The organism is Domibacillus robiginosus (assembly GCF_000966195.1).
In the GTDB taxonomy this organism is placed as follows: domain Bacteria; phylum Bacillota; class Bacilli; order Bacillales; family Domibacillaceae; genus Domibacillus; species Domibacillus robiginosus.
Map to the genome: position 1 here is coordinate 24504 of NZ_LAHL01000052.1, position 17298 is coordinate 41801.

18 protein-coding genes and 1 pseudogene are annotated in these 17298 nt (G+C 41.3%); 1 reads left to right on the forward strand and 18 read right to left on the reverse strand.

The features are described from left to right. Positions 1–32: 32 nt before the first annotated feature. The 5 genes from gvpT to VP97_RS19685 form a co-directional block, all read right to left on the reverse strand. Complete coding sequence (gene gvpT / locus VP97_RS19665) at positions 33–575, reverse strand: YtxH domain-containing protein (protein ID WP_050183862.1); 543 nt, start codon at positions 573–575, stop codon at positions 33–35. A gap of 49 nt (positions 576–624) precedes the next feature. Further along, entirely contained in the window at positions 625–885 is a 261-nt protein-coding gene (gene gvpJ, locus VP97_RS19670) for a gas vesicle protein GvpJ (protein ID WP_050183863.1), read from the reverse strand. A 378-nt stretch (positions 886–1263) separates the two neighbouring features. Then, complete coding sequence (locus tag VP97_RS19675; protein ID WP_050183864.1) at positions 1264–2277, reverse strand: FecCD family ABC transporter permease; 1014 nt, start codon at positions 2275–2277, stop codon at positions 1264–1266. Further along, positions 2274–3278, reverse strand: a complete 1005-nt coding sequence (locus VP97_RS19680) for a FecCD family ABC transporter permease (protein WP_050183865.1) — start codon at positions 3276–3278, stop codon at positions 2274–2276. The genes VP97_RS19675 and VP97_RS19680 overlap by 4 nt, the downstream gene beginning before the upstream one ends. Before the next feature lie 76 nt (positions 3279–3354). Then, complete coding sequence (locus VP97_RS19685; protein ID WP_281175123.1) at positions 3355–4332, reverse strand: ABC transporter substrate-binding protein; 978 nt, start codon at positions 4330–4332, stop codon at positions 3355–3357. 364 nt (positions 4333–4696) lie between these two features. Between VP97_RS19685 and VP97_RS19690 the strand changes: the two genes are divergently transcribed. Next, positions 4697–5245: a ribonuclease H-like YkuK family protein gene (locus VP97_RS19690; RefSeq protein ID WP_050183866.1), complete on the forward strand. Its 549-nt coding sequence runs from the start codon at positions 4697–4699 to the stop codon at positions 5243–5245. Positions 5246–5772: 527 nt separating this feature from the next. Here the strand turns inward: VP97_RS19690 and VP97_RS19695 are convergent. From VP97_RS19695 to VP97_RS19745, 13 genes and pseudogenes are all read right to left on the reverse strand, one after another. After that, positions 5773–6120, reverse strand: a complete 348-nt coding sequence (locus tag VP97_RS19695) for an alpha/beta hydrolase (protein WP_050183867.1) — start codon at positions 6118–6120, stop codon at positions 5773–5775. A gap of 111 nt (positions 6121–6231) precedes the next feature. Further along, entirely contained in the window at positions 6232–9417 is a 3186-nt protein-coding gene (locus tag VP97_RS19700) for a biotin/lipoyl-containing protein (protein WP_050183868.1), read from the reverse strand. Positions 9418–9456: 39 nt separating this feature from the next. Then, on the reverse strand, positions 9457–10149 hold the full coding sequence (locus VP97_RS19705; RefSeq protein ID WP_050183869.1) for a hypothetical protein: 693 nt from the start codon (positions 10147–10149) through the stop codon (positions 9457–9459). Positions 10150–10716: 567 nt separating this feature from the next. Further along, positions 10717–11541, reverse strand: a complete 825-nt coding sequence (locus tag VP97_RS19710; protein ID WP_050183870.1) for a protein-glutamine gamma-glutamyltransferase — start codon at positions 11539–11541, stop codon at positions 10717–10719. 936 nt (positions 11542–12477) lie between these two features. Then, positions 12478–12612 carry a hypothetical protein gene (locus VP97_RS24805; protein ID WP_281175124.1) on the reverse strand — a complete coding sequence of 45 codons (135 nt, stop codon included), beginning with the start codon at positions 12610–12612 and terminating at the stop codon, positions 12478–12480. Between the two features lie 275 nt (positions 12613–12887). Next, positions 12888–13208, reverse strand: coding sequence for an NAD-binding protein (locus VP97_RS19715; protein WP_172656817.1), 321 nt, complete (start codon positions 13206–13208; stop codon positions 12888–12890). Continuing rightward, positions 13168–13263 carry a helix-turn-helix domain-containing protein gene (locus VP97_RS24980; protein WP_425388502.1) on the reverse strand — a complete coding sequence of 32 codons (96 nt, stop codon included), beginning with the start codon at positions 13261–13263 and terminating at the stop codon, positions 13168–13170. Before VP97_RS24980 ends, VP97_RS19715 begins: the two co-directional genes overlap by 41 nt. Before the next feature lie 3 nt (positions 13264–13266). Then, positions 13267–13668, reverse strand: a pseudogene (gene tnpA, locus VP97_RS19720) (IS200/IS605 family transposase); the annotation flags it as partial. Positions 13669–13800: 132 nt separating this feature from the next. Beyond that, positions 13801–14319 (reverse strand): SRPBCC domain-containing protein, encoded by a 519-nt coding sequence (locus VP97_RS19725; protein WP_050183873.1) that lies wholly within the window; start codon positions 14317–14319, stop codon positions 13801–13803. Positions 14320–14637: 318 nt separating this feature from the next. Beyond that, positions 14638–15492 carry a hypothetical protein gene (locus VP97_RS19730; protein ID WP_050183874.1) on the reverse strand — a complete coding sequence of 285 codons (855 nt, stop codon included), beginning with the start codon at positions 15490–15492 and terminating at the stop codon, positions 14638–14640. 301 nt (positions 15493–15793) lie between these two features. After that, on the reverse strand, positions 15794–16432 hold the full coding sequence (locus tag VP97_RS19735; RefSeq protein WP_050183875.1) for an O-methyltransferase: 639 nt from the start codon (positions 16430–16432) through the stop codon (positions 15794–15796). Between the two features lie 46 nt (positions 16433–16478). Then, positions 16479–16805: an antibiotic biosynthesis monooxygenase family protein gene (locus tag VP97_RS19740; protein WP_050183876.1), complete on the reverse strand. Its 327-nt coding sequence runs from the start codon at positions 16803–16805 to the stop codon at positions 16479–16481. An 83-nt stretch (positions 16806–16888) separates the two neighbouring features. Continuing rightward, positions 16889–17266: a hypothetical protein gene (locus VP97_RS19745; protein WP_050183877.1), complete on the reverse strand. Its 378-nt coding sequence runs from the start codon at positions 17264–17266 to the stop codon at positions 16889–16891. Positions 17267–17298 lie beyond the last annotated feature (32 nt).

The following is a 17298-nucleotide window of genomic DNA, read 5'->3' on the forward strand; positions in this document are numbered from 1 at the left end:
CACCCCCTCCGGATTTCCTTTAAGAGAATTTCTTATTTCTGCGTGCCGGCCAGATCATTCAACATTTTTTCCATTTTTTGAAGCCGCTCATTGAGCTCTTTGTTTTCTTCTTTGATTTTTTCATACGCTGGTGACTGGGTTTCCTTTTCTGAACCGCCTGTTCCTTTGTTCTCCCCGCTTTCCTTTAGGGGAGATAGCAGCTTTCCGTCAATTTTGCTGATGTATCCTTCAGCTAATTGTCTAATGCTGTTTTGTGCCTGGCCGGCCAGCAGTTCCTGTGCGGTTTTCTTAAATTCCTTTTCCGCTACCTTTACAAATTCAGATTCGCCCAAGTTTTTCATTAGTTTTTTGCCGGTATCCGGATTGGCGAGCAGCCCTATTCCGGCTCCTACTACGCCGCCCAGTATAGCCAGATTGATCGAATAGTTAGGGCTGTCTTTTGTTTCTGCCGACTGCTTTTCATCCTTCGTCTGGTTGTTTTCTTCCTGGTTTACCTCTGCTTTTTGCATACTGTTTTCGGCTGATGCCTGGTTTTGATTTCCTTCTTGTTTTTCATTGGCTTCCTGGGTATTCATTCTCTTAACCTCTTCTCTTGATAGATTTCTTTTATGGCTTTTTTGTACTTTAGTAACTTAACCGTGATGTCTGTGATTGGTTTTGGTATGCAAGACTTTCCGTTTGGGCTTCATCACTTAATAATCCAACCGCTTCTGCGTATCTCAGCCATGTATCTACACTGGCAATGACGACTCTAGCTTCGACTGTAAGAATTTCTATCCCTACGAGTGATACTCTTACAAAAGCATCAATAACAATTCCTTTATCGAGAATTCGGTCAATCACTTCTGCCAGACTTGAACTATCTGTACTTTTTTGAACACTCATATTTTGTCTCCTCTCTGCTTTTGACATATTGGGAGGTTGTTGAGCTATTTTATTTTTAGGTTTAGTCTCTACATACCTTTCCTATTCCAGAGTAAACCTGGTTTTTATAGGAACTGGGAACTGTTTTATTAAATTAATCAAATATTTGTATTTAATGGATATATTATGGAAAATGTAATTTATGATAAATGCAACAACTAGTGAGGGGTCTATGTGTTTCAGGCAGGTATGGTTCTTTTAAAGATATATATCTAAAAAAAGAGCCCTAAACAAACAGATATCTGTTTGTTTAGGACCCTTTTTTACATATATTTCTTTTTTATCACTCAATCACCCAGGCGTAAATGGGCTCTGGACGTTTTACTTTCGAGGATTTTCTTACGCCTTCTTCCCTTCACGCCGCAGCAAATAAAGAAAATAAGGAGCGCCGATCACAGCTGTTACAATGCCGGCCGGTATTTCAATGGGAGGAAATAAGCCTCTTCCTAAACTGTCTGCTGCAAGCAAAAACAGGGCTCCTATTAAAGCAGAAACCGGCAGCAAAAATTTATGCCGGGACCCGGTGAGTTTTCTTGCTACGTGAGGCGCGATCAATCCAATAAATCCGATTGATCCAATAGCTGCCACACACATTCCGATAATGATAACGGATAGGGTGAGCAGTACATATCGCAGCTGCTTTGTTTTTTGCCCCAGGCCTATTGCCAGGTCATCGCCGAGGTTTAGTATATCCAGTTTTGCAGACAGCAGCCAGAGTGCTATCGCAAACGGCACGCTTGGAAGCAGCATCCAAACCTGCTCCCACCCTCTTCCCCATAAGCTTCCTGCCAGCCAGAGAAGGGTGCTGTTTACGTCATCAGGAAATTTAATCATAAAATATTCAATACCCGCCTGAAAAATGGCACCGAGCGCAATCCCGATGAGCGCCAATGTAGCTGGCTTCACACCATTTTTATGCGCAAACAGCATTAAAGCAGCTGCGGCAGCCGCCGCTCCGAGAAAAGCCGAAACGGGCAGCCAAAAAACAGGTGAATCTGGAAACAGGACAATCACGATCACTGCGGCCAGGCCTGCTCCTTTTGTGACACCAATGACGTCCGGGGACGCAAGCGGGTTTCGCAAAATTCCCTGCAGAACGGCACCGGCCGTCGCCAGACCTGCTCCGGCGATCATGGCAATATAGAGCCGAGGCAGGCGGTACTCCTGAATAATAAAGGCATGACTGGAAGCGCCGGTTCCCATTAAATCCGTTATAATATCCAGCGGTGAAATATAAACAGCCCCTACTCCAAGACTGACAGCTGATAAAAGCAGCAGCAATAATGTCAAAATAAAAAGCAGTACCAAAGGGCGTCTTTTTTTATTCAATGTTGTTTGTTCGGTTATTCTCATTGTTTAATGCCCCTTCCCTGCTTGGCTAAATACAGAAAGAACGGAGCTCCGATCAAGGCGGTCACAATTCCAACTGGTGATTCAAACGGATACGCAATAAAGCGGGAAAGAATATCCGCATATACAACAAGAAGTGCGCCAAACAAAGCCGAAAACGGAATAATTCTTCGATAATCCCCGCCAACAAGTTTTTTAACAATGTGAGGGACAATCAAGCCGACAAAGCCGACTGGCCCTGCCACTGCAACAGACGCTCCTGCCAGCACAATCACCAGCAGTCCGGCCAGAATTCGAATTTGTGTCACTTTTTGTCCTAGGCCCTGTGCCAGGCTTTCTCCTAGCACAAGAACAGAGATCGACCTGGAAAGCGCGGCAGCTAAAATCAATCCGCCAAGCGACCATGGAAGCATCAATTCTACATGCGTCCAGCTTTTTCCGTTTATCGCGCCGACCATCCAATAGAGAGCATCCTTACCCTGATCACTAAAAAGAACGACTCCCTGTGTTAAAGAAGACAGAAAAAAGTGAACGGCCATTCCGGCTAGTGCGAGTTTGACCGGTGTCATTCCGCCGCCTGAAGCGAAAGAGTATACAATTACGCCTCCCAGGGCTGCTCCTAAAAACGCCGCATATACGAGAGAAGCAGAAGAAAGACCTGGAAAAAGAACAAGTGACGAAACAACAAACAAGGATGCTCCGGCATTTACACCAAACACTTGCGGAGAAGCCAGTGCATTTTTCGTAATCGCCTGCATAAGGGCTCCAGCAACAGCGAGACTGGCTCCCACGAGTACGCCGATTACCGCCCGCGGCAGGCGCAGCGTCCGAATAATCACCTGTTCTTTTGATTCATCCCAATCGATAAAAGAATGAAGAACAGTCTGCGCTTTTATATCGGCAGCGCCTACTGAAATGCTAAGAACGACGCCTATTAATAATAAAATGATTCCAATGAAAGCAGTAAGATAAATCGTTACTTTTTGTTTTGATGCTCTGTTCATTTCTTTTCCAACACTTCCTGACAAGATTTAAACAGAAAAGGAAGCAAGGAGACGTTTCCTTACTTCCTTTTTTGTTTTATTTGTTTTCACCAAGCATTTCCAGCATATTCGCACCAATCGCTTCAGCAGAGACAACTCCGCGGAACCTTGTCCACAAGTCACGGTCCACGTCATACACTTGTCCGTTTTTAACTGCTTTTAAGTTTTTCCAGAGCGGATTGTTTTTCCATTCATCCGTAATGAGCTTGCCATCATTATTCGCTAAAAGTAAAATATCCGGATCAATTTCTACAAGCTGCTCTAAATTCATTTCAGCATAAGGTTCTTCCTGCTGGATCGCATTTTTGAACCCAAGGTGTTCAAGAAGTTCACCGTCATAAGAAGAAGAGGTATGTGCCTGGAATGATGTATCACGAACAACAGCAGGCAAAATCGTCACGTTTGGATCTGCTTTCAGCTTTGCTTTTGTTTCTTCAATCGTTTTTTCATGTTCAGCCAGTCTTGTTTTGGCTTCCTCTTCTTTTCCGACCGCCTGGGCAATCGTATTAAAGGCACCCAGGTTTTCCTGGTATGTGGATTCACGGCTTTTCAGGACAATCGTTGGAGCAATTTTCTGCAAGTCTTCATATACATTTTTATGACGTTCTGCATCTGCAATAATCAAATCCGGCTGAAGAGAGCTGATCACTTCCAGGTTCGGCTGCTCACGTGTTCCTACAGATGTATAGTCTGTCTCTTTCCCAACAAGCTTTGCAATCATTTCTTTCTTTTCATCGTCTGCGATCCCAGCGGCCTCTATGCCAAGTGCATTCAATGAATCTACAAACGATAATTCAAGCGCTACAACTTTCTTAGGTGTACCCTCGATTTCCGTTTCCCCCATCTCATGGGTGATCGTTTTAGTATTCCCGCTTTCTGTTTGGCCAGCACCTTGGACGTTTTCGGAATCTGCTGCTTTTTGGGTACTGCTGCAGCCCCCCAAGGCTAATAGAAAAGCAATGGCTAAAAGCAGGCCGGCTCCTTTTACAGAACCTGTTTTCATCCACTTCAACATGGCAAATAACTTCCTCTCTGTTGCTAATATGTATGATGTTTTGCTATTTGATAATGATTATCATTTTTAAACAAAGAAGACGCAAGGTTATGTACATTGTGTTTTTTAAAAAAATTAAATTTAAGTGAATACTTTCACACAAAGTAAAAAACTGCTTGCATTCCCCTTTTTTCTTCTTTTAAGAAAAAAGGGCCTTCTTGGTTTGATTCTCTTTATTAAAAATAATTTTTTACCCGTTTCCTGCATAAGCATTACAAAAGCCTTTTATAAAACCCAAGCTTCAATCATTAAAAACAGGACAACCATTATGAACCGGTCCCTACTGCATTCGCATATACTATATATAAAGAGGAGCTGTTATGATATGAATCATTCTCTTCCTTCTTTCCATGAACCAGATGTACGATTCAGGACGATCAATCAAAAAGGACTTACCTTTGAAGATGTATTTCATCAAATTCTCTGGTTTATGAGCCAGGACCCTACCGGAAAATATCGGCTTATGATCGGTTCTGATTCACAGGTTCATGGAAGCGAAACTGTTTTTGCCACGGTCATTATCATTCATCGAAAAGGAAAAGGAGCATGGGCTTTTTTGCGAAAAATCCGCTATCCAAGAAGATATGAAAATCTATATGAAAAAATCTCTACGGAAACATCGCTTACAGAAGAAATCGCCAGCTTATTTACTGAGGAACATAAAATGCAGATGATTGATATGGTCCTGCCTTACATTTATAAAGGTTCGTCTTTCACGATAGAAGGGCATATTGATATTGGATCAGAACAGCAAAATAAAACGAGAATTTTTATAAAAGAAATGGTTTCTAGAATGCAGTCTGCGGGGCTCGAGCCAAAAATCAAGCCGGATTCAATTGCTGCATATGGGGTAGCCAACCGGCATACAAAATAATCCTTTTTCTGCAAAAAGAGATATTTTGTATACATACTTGTTAAGCAATTTCCCTCTTCCTTACCTTGTGTGTTTATTCCTTTTTAAATGTAGAATGTAACTCATTGAAAGACGCAGAGCAAAAGATATCTACAACAGCCGCACCGGTAAACTTTGTTAATAAGGACGCTGTTAATGAATGTTTTAATCTATTTTCGAACCTTTTGCCCAGATCTGTGTCGGCAAAATCGATTTCATACTATACCGGCCGTTATGAAACTCAATCTGCAGATGGAGCGAGCGTTACAGTCAATATACAAAAGAGAATTTAATCATTAAAAAAAGCATCCATACGCTGGATGCTTTTTTTCAAAATTCCAATCAAGCATGTTGGGCTTTACCGCTTTTTTACGACCGCGTATTTTTTAGCTTTTGGATCTCCTGCTTTGTTACTTTTCAATATGCAAAAATCGAAATGCACGGCTCATAGCAGAAGGAACGACTGAAGCATGATTTTCCTCGGGCGCAACATAAAAGGAAACATTCTTTTATTCTAGTTGGTTTTTTAATTTTAAAGCGTCATCCACCATAAACGTTTCTTTTTCGCCGACGCTCATAAACAGGCTCGGTATCGCTCCCCCTGTATTCTGCTTTAAAAAAGCAGCCACATAACGAAACAGCTCATGATTATTCCACCAGATAGACGGACTGGACGCGATGTAATATCTAAATGCCGATGGCTTTATGCAAAGTGTCCAGGGAACAAAATACCCCCCCAGTGAATGGCCAAAAAGAATACTTTTTGTATGGTCGGCTGAATAATGCTCTTGTACATACGGCATCAGTTCTTTTTCTAAAAAAGCGAGAAAACGCTTTGCACCCCCATGATCCCCCAAATTTGCCCATTCAGCCGATCCGGATATACATATTGGCTGGACGGTGCGGTGAAGTCATAAAAACGTCGCTGAACTCTTTCTTCTGACTTATGTCCAATACCGATGAAGCGATCAGCTTAACTCCATTTTGGTAATATCACTTAGATAAACGTCATTTCCAATTGATTCTTCATGGGCGACCACATATTCAAGAATAGTCGGGCTTATTGTTCGAATGTACACGAATGCTCCATCATCTACATGGTCGATGCGAAATTTTTTCCGCTGAACCTGCTTAATATCAAGCTGGTTGGTGCTGGCTTCCGGCAGGCTTGTGTAATAAATTTCAAAATCTTCTTCCGAGGCATCAATGAATAAGTGCCATGTATTATACGGTTCTTCTTGATCAATGATGGTTTTGAATTTTCCTTTTTTTCCTCTGCCCAAAAAGTATTTAAACTTCGACTCATCATTGATCATATTACGGTTAATCACTTTGATACTTCCGCCTTTTCTGCTTTGTACCAATCCAAAAGCAACGCCCGTTTTGCCTGTAGGTGCTGTTAATACATTTCGATCAACCGCTCTATTTCGTTCTTCTTGTTTTACATAAGCTGCCTCTGTCCCTAGGGGCGGAAAAATCTCAAAGAGGCGACCGGATCCTTCTTCTCCGTTTTGAATATGCTGTCCTTCTTTTTCAATCCATTTATTAAAGAGCTTTATCACAACTGGAGATTTGCACGAATTACCTGCAAGCAGGATGTTCACTTTGTTCATGCTGCTGGTTTCTGACCGGCCAAAAGCACGCCGTAAAGACTCAAAGAAGTTTTTAATACCCTTTTCAATTCTTTCTTCAATCAGTTGCTCCAGCTCATTTTGATCAATCAACAGTTCAACATTGAGCTTGGCCTGACCTGTTTTGTCAAACAGGTCTGCGCGGATCATTCCTTTTTCAAACTGTTCTTCATACTGTTCATGCTTTTCCCAGAGAGGTCTTAATTTTTCCACTAATTGTTTTGTGTTTAAGTAGGATTCTTGTGACTCATTAATCAGTGTCTCACTGCCGGGAAATTTCATCCCTTCTGCTGGAAGCGTAAAAGAAATATTTAATTCGCGCATGGTTTTCTGGTTGTTTTTAAACACCTGGAACGCCAGAAACTCCAGCAGGTTCTCTCCGCCTAAATAGCGGTCTCCCCCTGCTGAAAAATGTTCAATCACATAGTCATACCGGCTTTCTTTCGGACCTGCTTCACGCCAAATGCCATAGTCAAAATCTGTCGTTCCTCCACCAAAATCAAATACGCCATAATATGTTTTTTCCTCTCCCTCCGGCTCAAAGCCATATTCCTGCAGGGCACAAATAGCATAAGCAGCTGGTTCACTTGCACCGCCTGTGACGCGGAATTTTCTCATCAGTTCTGCATCCTGCTGAATTGAAACAGGAAGCGTCTTTTTGAGCCCGCGCTCAAAGCTCTGAAGGATTTTTTCTCTTACCGCTTTTTCGTAAGTAACCGGGAAGGATAAGGTGTAGTCCAGGTAAATACCGTTATGCTGATTGTTTATATATAAACCCAGATAGTAGGCATACAATTCAATTGGGTTAATTTCCTGCTCTGTTAAATCTAAAAAGGAACGAAGAACGATGTCATAGCCCCTTTTATCTTTTATACGAAGGTGGTTTTTCTTTTCTCCAGCCCATGCCTTTAAATTATTTAAGATCGAATAATAATGATCACTTTTTCCATTCATCAAGCTATTAAAAGCTGTGTGTGAAACTGTTACATCCTGCCACTTTGTATCCGGTCTTCCTTCTTTTTCTTGATAAAGCTCGATGAACTGTTTTAAATCAATAAATTCAATGACCGTGGGATTTTCATAATGCCAGTCCTGTACCTCCGTGTTAAAGTAGCCTACGCCTACCCGCATCGGAAGCGTGAAATCACTTTTTTCCTGGTGTACAACCACTGTGCTTTTCGTGCCAAAATCAATGCCTACTATGCCGTCTTCTCGAATGTCCATTTTAGGGTTTCTGGCCATGATTTCATCTCTCAGCTTAATCGTTAACGGTTTTTCTTCATTGAGAACCGGCCATAAATCCCAGTGACCTCGGTTAGGGTCCGTTAACATCTTTTCATCGTATGTATCGATGTCTGCCCTTACTTTTTCAGAGTTTAAAAGTTTCTCGAAAAACGATTCGGAGTCGATCGCGATGGCCGGCAATTCGTTTTGAAAATTTTCATGATCTAAATTCTTTAATTGATACAATGCCAGCAGATACTCGTATTCTTTTTCGCGTTCCACACTTAACCCACTTGGCACCAATCCGTTTTCCAGCCACAAATGAATCGCCGTATGGTCGCTGGTTTCAAGCGAGTTCTCTCCATTTAAACGGAAAATAGGGACGAAGAAACCTTTCCCCTGTAAATCAATTTTTTGGTTGAGAACATCAAAACCTTGCAGATCGTATTCAGTTAGTTTAAACGCGATTAGTTTAGAAGAATGGGCCTGTGTATTGGCAAATATCCTTGAAACAGGCGGGTTTTTGCTGGTTGATGTATCTTCTAACGCAAGTATTTTTTTAAAGACTGGATGATCGGTTGTGCTAAAGCTGGCAGCCGCTTCTTCCCTAGTCATGGCATCCCCTTTAAAGCCTGACACGTCCAGGTGCTTCTTATAATCAAAATCTTCATCTGCTAATTTGTAGTGTTTTCGATAAGGCAATAAAGCAGCAATGCTGTGATCATACAATACGTTTGTATTGTTCATATAAACCCATTTGGAGCGGAGCATTCTTTTCATCTCTTGAAAAAAGTCGGCGTCTTCTTTAAAAAAGTCGGCCTCTGCCTTCTGATATAAATGGCTAATTAAAGATTTTACTTCATTGTATGTCATGGAAATAGATGTGACCGGAATCGTTTGCACATCAGGTGAAAGCAAATCCTGTTTGTTATTTTCTTGTATTAAATGAATAGAACGATCTTCAACCTGTTTTGGATCCACCTTCGTTACGCTTTCAGCAGGTTCTTCTTCTTCAACGGGTTCTTGTTTTTCCGCTTCTGCGACGGATTCGGCTGGGTATGCATCGCCAGACTCCATATCACAAATCAGCTCCCCAATCTTCACCCACGTATTTTCCGCTACAAGTCGTTCTTTAAGCGTGCCTTCTGTTTCAGAAAAAAGATCAAATTCAATGTCCTCACTGCTGAATTTAGCCAGGGCATCACCTACTGTAACGTAGTCTCCCGGCTGTTTATACCACTCTACCAGCAGAATTTTTTCAATATCTTCTCCAAGCTCTGGAATCGTAATCGATGTCATATGCTTTTCTCCTTTGCTATTTATCTCTTTTTTTGCCTGTTATACTCTCACAATTGATTTTTTAACAATTTTACCATTAATGCTTATATATCCTGGCAGTAGGATTTCAGTAATGCTACCGGATATATTGCTATCAAGGGTTCTTATGTACAGGTCTTCTCTAAAGACCTCATTCACTTTTACTTCCTGTAGTTTATATAAAGGAGTATCATATATTTTACTGTATTCATGAAAAAAGAACTGAAACAGCGCAGCCAGCGTTTCTCTTTCCTGCTCCCTCCCTTGTATTACCTCGTTTTTAATAAACTCCCACAGAGATAAAATGTTTTCATACTGTACACCACAAACGATAAATTCCTGTACAGTGTTACCTTTAAAAATTCCTTTCAAGGTGTTTCGGGTGTTTTCTGACAACTTTTGTATAGCCGAATACAGCTCTTCTGCTTCCCGGTAGTCTGCTCTTCTCTTTTGCAGTTCACTATAATAGACGTCCACTTCCTGGCTGAGGTAGTGAATCTTAATTTGGTATTCATTGATTTTTTCTTTTTGAGCCTCAATCTCTTGTTGGAGCCTGGCAATTTCTTTTTCTTTTTCTTTCAGCAGCTCCCGGGGTTCCCTCATTTGACTAAGCAGATCAGCTGCTGCTATTTCTTTTATTTTATTCATCACTCTTTCGTTTTGAAGAGCCGTCATCAAAGCAGCCACAAAACCATCGTCTAACTCTTTATTCATCTGTCCACCCTTTCAACGTGCTGTCAAACCACATCTGCCCGTTTAAGTAAGTAATTACTGTATTTTTATTATTTTACTGCTTGTACATTAAAAATAACCTATTCATAGTACCATGAGCAATGGCAGCCGTATATCAAATGGTTTTTTTAAACATCTTTAGCCATACTGCTTGTTTTTTTCGTCCTGGTTCTCCGTATCACTATGGAACTGAAAGCTCCTATAGACTACATTTTACTCCTCTTTTACTACTGTACAGTACTTGATTTTACTCTAGCTACCTTCCCTCCCTTGGAAATATATTACGATTTTTCTAGCGCGTGAAAAAGCTGCTCCTTTTCCTAGCAGCTCTATACATTTTTTACATTCTCATTTTTGAATCTTGTTCAGACAGCCCGTCTGCTTCTGTTAATAAGAGGTTTAAAACGGCCTTCAAAGAAGTTATGCCCCTTCTCCAATGAAAAAAGCAGGCACCAGGCCTGCAGATTTGCTAAAACAGTTTAAGCTTTGCAACACTATAACAAATGTAACTGCACACAACAATACGGGTGAGGCACACTCCTATCTTCCTTATACACGGAATATATATTGATCAATCGACACAGAATTTTTCGCCTGTCGAATGACCGGATGATATTTATAAACCGAATATGCCGGACGCAGCCTTGAAAGCCGCGCTAATTGTTTAAAAGATGGCCGTACAACTAAATTAGCCAGATAAGCTGATTCATTTGCCTCCGGTATTCTGCTCCGATTCAGATGACGGATGATTTGTTGAGCTGTTTGTATCCCCAATCCATGCCCAAAATACGTTTTATTTTCTAGAACGACAGCGTTTTCTCCTCTCCATTGAGGAGTTTGCGGGTTAAAGTCCGGATTGTCGAAATACACAATATCTCCAGGCAGAAAATGATCCGTGTAATACGGTTTGATGCTGAGATCGGAATCAGCATGCCAACTGTATAAAAGGATGTTTCGAAAAAATTGATTAAAGACCGATTCACCCATAAGCTTTAAAACCGCATGGTAATAAATAATGACCATAGCTGTGGCGCATTCAAATGCGTAGCGTGAGCTGTTCAAGTAAATATCTTCAATGGCATCTGATGGGCTTACGCCTTGCCGCAAGGAAAATCCACCGACACTGGTCAATTCCCAATACCGGGGATTACAGCGGGAGTCGGCGAACACAGCAAACGCTGCATCACTTTCATTCATGGCTTTTGCACTTAAGATAATATGTTTTCGCAGTGCTAGCTCGAACAACAGTTCATCCATGGATTGAAAGGTGTACACAGCTGCCCCTTCCATCATCCGCTGAATAATCTTTTTTTCTATGCTGCCAGACGGCCACCGATCGCTTTGTTGAAAGCGTGCTCCTGATAATTGAATCATTCTATCCCTCTTTCCACATTCGAGACTTCAAGTACCTTATTACTCAGCATATTCATGTCTTAGTTTGATGTGTAGCTTTCATATAGATCCGGCCGACTGTTAAGTTCGGTTCGCATACAGCTCAACTGGTAATTTTGGCGTATTTTAATGATGATAGCGTTTTCTATATTCATTAAGAAGAATTCTCAATACAACATAATGAATGGTATGCCTGCATTCAATCATACATAACGAACATAATGGTAGAAAATTAAAAATTTCTTTCCCTTCTTCTGCAAAAGCTGAAACCGATCTTGCCTGCAGAGTAACTGTCCCGTATTCATCGCGCCAATAATTTTGATTTTTATTTTTCGAAAGGAACATTTAATCCTGCCGTTGTATTGGATCATTTTATGAAACCTTTACAGCCTCACCTGGAGAGACAGAATTCTGTTCGAACATGGGTATATATGGAATAGAGAGACCTTCAAGATGCGTTTCGCGAAATCGAAAAATATGAACAAAATGTAGATAAATTAATTATTTTAAATGATATTACATCAGTATGTGCGTATAATACAGACAGAATAACCGAAGCTTTAAGCACGCTCTTATGCAGTGCCACGAATTTTTTATAACAGATGATGAGATAGTTAAATTGTAAAAAAGCAAACAATCTACTACTGATTTTAAGATGCCAATAGTTTTTTTATAGGCGGACAATCCCTACTTCTCCTCTACACCCCTGTATCTTATGTGATCCTGAATAAGCATACTCAAGCCAGACATTAGACTACTGTAGAAGGACTGGTAACAAAAAACGGAAACCCGCTAAACAGCAGGTTTCCGTTTTTTGTTCTTTGATAAAAGAAATTTCGCTTTATCCAATGCCATTTTAACCCTGGCCGCAGAGCGATCCAGTCATGGCTGTTCCCTAATCACAAAAATCTGCTCCTTTTAGTCCCTTCTAGATGGCACTTTTTGAATGCCTTTAAATGATTGGTGGGCGTCATCTTCTGCAGCCATAACGACAAGCATTATATCTGCTTCGCAGTCCGGCAGCACTTCCTGAGAAATAACTTCATGGTCCATTCAGATCAGGTTTAATAATTCCTCTAGCAGGCATTAAGCCAAGGTCATCAAACAAAATCGGTCGTAGGTGGGCGAGCCGCCGTTGTAAAAACACGCATTCTTTAGTGTTAATACGGATTGCCGTTGCTGTGCCTTTTGATCATATTTCTGAATAAAGGTGTCCTGCTTCGCTTTCACGTCCAGGCAGCTTGCCAAGCTGTGTTACATGATCACGCCATATACCTTGATTCAGGTCTATTACTTCGACCGGGGCAATGCCTTCATGCTATACTGCTTTATTTCTTATTTTTATCTTTCAACTCTAAATAAACGGCTGCCATATCAAACTTTGCTTTTCCATTTTCTTTTGCGGAACGGTAGGCCGTGTTTGTTATTTCAGTAAGCGGCAATGTGGTTTCCAGACGGTCTACCTCTGCTTTTATTAAGCCCAAATCTTTCGCCATCAGTTCTAACATAAAAGCAGAAGGAAATTCCTCTTTACGGTACATCTCTTTTTTTGCTTGGAACAAAGCCGTATTCATTGCTGAAAAGGAGATCATATCCAACACTTTTTCCCTATCTAACCCTGATTGGTCCGCAAATAATAAGTTTCGCAAAGAATATACGCTGTTCCTTGTTCGGATAGAGGCGGTATTTATATGCTTTTAACATCTCTTACACCTGCTTTCTGCCTTGCTTTTCAATATACTGCTTGATTGTTTCTATGGAAGCGCCGCCTGTTGTCATCAAGCAGAAACTTCTTGCCCAGAACATTTCCTTCCAAAGCTTTTTTCGGACAAGGGAAAAGTCTCGTTTTATCAGTCGGGAACTGACGCTTTTATACGCATTTAGAAATTTCGACAATTCACTTTTAGGGTGTGTTTTGAACATGACATGTACATGGTCTTTGTCGTGATTCCATTCTTCAATCGTAATGTTGTATGACCGTCCGATTCTCTCAAAAATATCTTTGGCATAATCGGATACGTCATCATCAAATACTTGCTTGCGATATTTGACTACCAATACAAGATGGTAGTGCAACAGAAAAACTGAATGCTTGTTGCTGTCTAGTTTCTAACTGAATTTTCAGATAACTTAAATTGTTTTGGCTTTCGCCAACCGAACACTCATCTCCCACTTATCACCGGACTTTGCCCTTTTCATAATTGAAGTGGGAGAATTCTTTTCGGAAACCTAGTTAAAGTTTTAAAAACGTTTCTGCTGTGAAGCGGCTTCGGCTAAACCGTCAATCCATTCCTGGTGGCCGTTAAGCATGGGGTCTGGCTTTGTTAGGGCCATCTCTTTCGCTGCTTTCCCATTTTGTGTTTCCTGAGTGAGAATGCGTACACGTCCTCCTGGCAGATCTTCTAGCAGCCATGCGTGATAAATGTGCAAAGCATCGTCTTCTTCTGAGCCTTCCTCCCAGCCGCGCCAGGCTAGTCGTGCCGGCATGCCATCAGCAGGCGGCTCGTACTCTACGACCTCTGCCTCTATAGGAAAGCCAAGGGTGGTGAATCGAAAGTGCGCACCTTCACTTAATTCAGGTCCTGTAGCATTGTGAAAACGGATATCCGCAACATTGCTGTAGTATGACTCCCATTTTGATGTATCATGGAGGTATTTCCAAACCTGGGCAGCGGGTAGATCAGCTATGATGATTTCATTAGAAACAAAGTTGTCAGTCATTCCTGGCAGGTAGCCCTCAGGCCAAAAAATTTCATTCATTGTTTTCTTCCTCTCTTTTTGACTAAACGTAGAATCAGTTTCTCACCTTGAAAGTTATTCTATACTGCAAGTCCATCGTTAGTGGCTGCTAATAATACATAACGTGTTTTTGTATTCCTATTCAAACAATCTACATTTTGGAGAAAAGAATGTTTATGAAAGCTTTGTTATTAGACGTAAAAGGAACAATTATGGCTAAAATAAAAATGTAGAGGATATTGTTTCCCCACACTCGTTTTTTCATAATAAAAGACGCCGTGACGTTACGGCGTCTTTTGTATCTGTATGGTGACAGTAAAGTGAATCAAAAATAGTGAATTATTCTGCTTTTGCTGGTTTATTTAGCCCATGCAGAGGAAGATGATCAATGCCATACTCCGCCAGCTGTTCTTCTGCCTGGTCAATCAGCTTCTGTGCTTTCGCTTTTGTATCGGCATCCAGGCTTGCTAACAAGTCTGCTGCTTTGTCACCGTCTTTTTCTGGAAGTGTCACGCCAAGCTCTTTCAGCTGAGTTTGCGCTTCTTCAAATGTAAGTGTGCCGGCTTTCACTTTATCCATAATCGCTTCTGCTTTTGCTTTCGTGTCGGCATCTAGGTCTGCGAACATACCAGCTTTATCGCCTTTGTCTGGAAGTGTTACTCCCAGTTCTTTTAATTGAGTCTGTGCTTCTTCAAAGGTAATCGTACCCGCTTTTGCTTTTTCCATAATCGCTTCTGCTTTCGCTTTTGTATCCGCATCTAGATTCGCAAACAGTTCGCCCTTGCCGCCTCTATTGCCTTTGTCCGCCCTGTCTGGAAGCGTCACGCCAAGCTCTTTCAGTCCACTCTGTGCTTCTTCAAACGTGATCGTGCCGGCTTTCATTTTATCCATAATGGCTTCTGCTTTCGCTTTTGTATCCGCATCTAGATCCGCAAACAAGTCTGCTTTGTTCCCTTTTTCCGGCAAAGTAACACCAAGATCCTGTAACCCGGTTGTCAACTTATCTATGATCGCCTGCACTTTTTCTTGAGAAGCCGCATCTAATGTTGCTTTTACATTTTGCGCTTTTTCTTCTTGAACAGCTGCTGTGCCCGTTGTTGTATCTGTAGCCGCATAAGCAGAAGCCGTACCTAAAGAGCCCAATCCAATAATACCTGCCATTGCTAGTCCAAATAATTTGTTTTTTGTTTTCATGATTAAATTCCTCCTGAATAGTTTCGTTTCGATTTGTATGTACCTCCCTGGTACAAATGCTACTTTACTCTTCCAGAGTGAAAGTTTAGTGAAAACAAAAAACAAGCAAAAACTTTTAAAAAAATATTATTCTTTCTGAAAATCTTCTTACAGCAAATATCTATATAATCTACATTCATCGAGCCACAACGATACATATAAAAAAACACAAATACTCGCTGTATTTGTGTTTTTAGGCGAATTTTTTATGAAATAAAACGGGTATATGATCAATGCTCATTAGCGTCAGGCTCATACTTCCTTATTTCTTGACTCTCGAAAGTGTCATGCCGTCACCGATTGGCATAAGCACGGATTCCAATTGCGGATGATTCGCTGCCAATTCATTAAATTTCTTCATGGCTTCCGTATAACGTTTAGGGGTTACATCCAGTTCCACTACACTGCCTTTCGCAAGTACGTTATCCGCGATGATTAAGGCACCCGGTTTTGCCAGTCGAATACAGTATTCCAAGTAATGTTCATAATTTGCTTTATCTGCATCAATAAAGAAAAAATCAAATTGCTTGTTTTCGTCAGCCAGTTCTTCAAGACTTTGCAGAGCTGCTCCCGTCATGTAGGAAACCTGGTTACCAAAGCCTGCTTTGACTACATTACTGTGTGCTAACTCTGCGTATCTCTCTTCTAATTCAAGAGACGTTAGCGCTCCTTCTTTCCCAAATCCTCTCGCCAGGCAAATACCGCTGTAGCCGCCAAGTGCGCCTATTTCCAGCACTTTTTTAGCACCCGAGATCGATACAAGCATGGTCAGCAGTTTTCCAGAAGAAGGAGATACTGATATAGAAGGCATTCCGTTTTCTTTTATGGACGAAACGACTTCTTCTAAAAGAGCGTCCGCCGTATAAAATACAGAATCGATATAGCTGTTTACTTGATTCATGGAATTTTACTCCTTTCCCGTCATGATGCAATGACTTGCTTTGAGCTTATACAGAAGCTTCTGCCCTTTTAACGGCTTTTACTTCATATTTTCCAACTTCTGTATGAATGATATATTCCGGTTTTGGCTGATTCAGCTTTGCTTTATGGCCGGCAATATGTGCATCACTTTTCTCCCATTGTTTCCAGTGGGCTTCTGATTCCCAGGTCACTAAGACGATCACTTCTTCTTCACCGCGTCTTACCTGTTTCACCAGCACCTTAAGGTCCACAAATCCTTCCTGCTGTTCAAGAATCCCTGGTTTACTGAACCGATTCACCACCTGCTCAGCATTGTCTTCTGTTACCGTCATTTTTCTTAATTGAACGAACATCGTTTTATCCCCCACTCTCTTTTTTACCTACTCTTATGTTGGATTAGCTACACCTTTAGAACGTAAAAGATCCGCCATTCCCGTTATTCCTCTTCAGCCGGGTCTTTTTCGAATGCTTCCTTCCCGTTTACTGGAGCATTATGCCGCTTAATTTCATCTTCGTGGATTTCAAACAACTGAGTAAACTCATTCATAATCGTTTCAATTGCTTTTAGTTCTCCAACCAAAATCGGGTTAATGGTTTGCAGCTCGGGTGTTTCTAATTGTTGTTTTAAGGTGGCACGTTTTACATTTAGTCTGTCTAAAAATTCAATCGCTCTTCCCCGACGGAATGTTTTAGCGCCGCGCGGATGGTCTTTCCGCTTGTGGCCACCGCCTCTATGATAATGTTCTTCCCGGTGGTGTTCATGGGCGAAAGGTCTTTCATCCCGGCGATATCTTTTGCCATATTGGTCTCTCATCTTACCTCTCCCTTTCTGTATACAAATGTATA

What these genes read in the sequence shown, in the direction of transcription:
- gvpT (WP_050183862.1), bottom strand. Translation starts at nt 575, where the DNA reads ATGAATACCCAGGAAGCCAATGAAAAACAAGAAGGAAATCAAAACCAG.
- gvpJ (WP_050183863.1), bottom strand. Translation starts at nt 885, where the DNA reads ATGAGTGTTCAAAAAAGTACAGATAGTTCAAGTCTGGCAGAAGTGATT.
- VP97_RS19675 (WP_050183864.1), bottom strand. Translation starts at nt 2,277, where the DNA reads ATGAGAATAACCGAACAAACAACATTGAATAAAAAAAGACGCCCTTTG.
- VP97_RS19680 (WP_050183865.1), bottom strand. Translation starts at nt 3,278, where the DNA reads ATGAACAGAGCATCAAAACAAAAAGTAACGATTTATCTTACTGCTTTC.
- VP97_RS19685 (WP_281175123.1), bottom strand. Translation starts at nt 4,332, where the DNA reads ATGTTGAAGTGGATGAAAACAGGTTCTGTAAAAGGAGCCGGCCTGCTT.
- VP97_RS19690 (WP_050183866.1), top strand. Translation starts at nt 4,697, where the DNA reads ATGAATCATTCTCTTCCTTCTTTCCATGAACCAGATGTACGATTCAGG.
- VP97_RS19700 (WP_050183868.1), bottom strand. Translation starts at nt 9,417, where the DNA reads ATGACATCGATTACGATTCCAGAGCTTGGAGAAGATATTGAAAAAATT.
- VP97_RS19705 (WP_050183869.1), bottom strand. Translation starts at nt 10,149, where the DNA reads ATGAATAAAGAGTTAGACGATGGTTTTGTGGCTGCTTTGATGACGGCT.
- VP97_RS19710 (WP_050183870.1), bottom strand. Translation starts at nt 11,541, where the DNA reads ATGATTCAATTATCAGGAGCACGCTTTCAACAAAGCGATCGGTGGCCG.
- VP97_RS24805 (WP_281175124.1), bottom strand. Translation starts at nt 12,612, where the DNA reads ATGGACCATGAAGTTATTTCTCAGGAAGTGCTGCCGGACTGCGAAGCA.
- VP97_RS24980 (WP_425388502.1), bottom strand. Translation starts at nt 13,263, where the DNA reads ATGTTAAAAGCATATAAATACCGCCTCTATCCGAACAAGGAACAGCGT.
- VP97_RS19725 (WP_050183873.1), bottom strand. Translation starts at nt 14,319, where the DNA reads ATGAATGAAATTTTTTGGCCTGAGGGCTACCTGCCAGGAATGACTGAC.
- VP97_RS19730 (WP_050183874.1), bottom strand. Translation starts at nt 15,492, where the DNA reads ATGAAAACAAAAAACAAATTATTTGGACTAGCAATGGCAGGTATTATT.
- VP97_RS19735 (WP_050183875.1), bottom strand. Translation starts at nt 16,432, where the DNA reads ATGAATCAAGTAAACAGCTATATCGATTCTGTATTTTATACGGCGGAC.
- VP97_RS19740 (WP_050183876.1), bottom strand. Translation starts at nt 16,805, where the DNA reads ATGTTCGTTCAATTAAGAAAAATGACGGTAACAGAAGACAATGCTGAG.
- VP97_RS19745 (WP_050183877.1), bottom strand. Translation starts at nt 17,266, where the DNA reads ATGAGAGACCAATATGGCAAAAGATATCGCCGGGATGAAAGACCTTTC.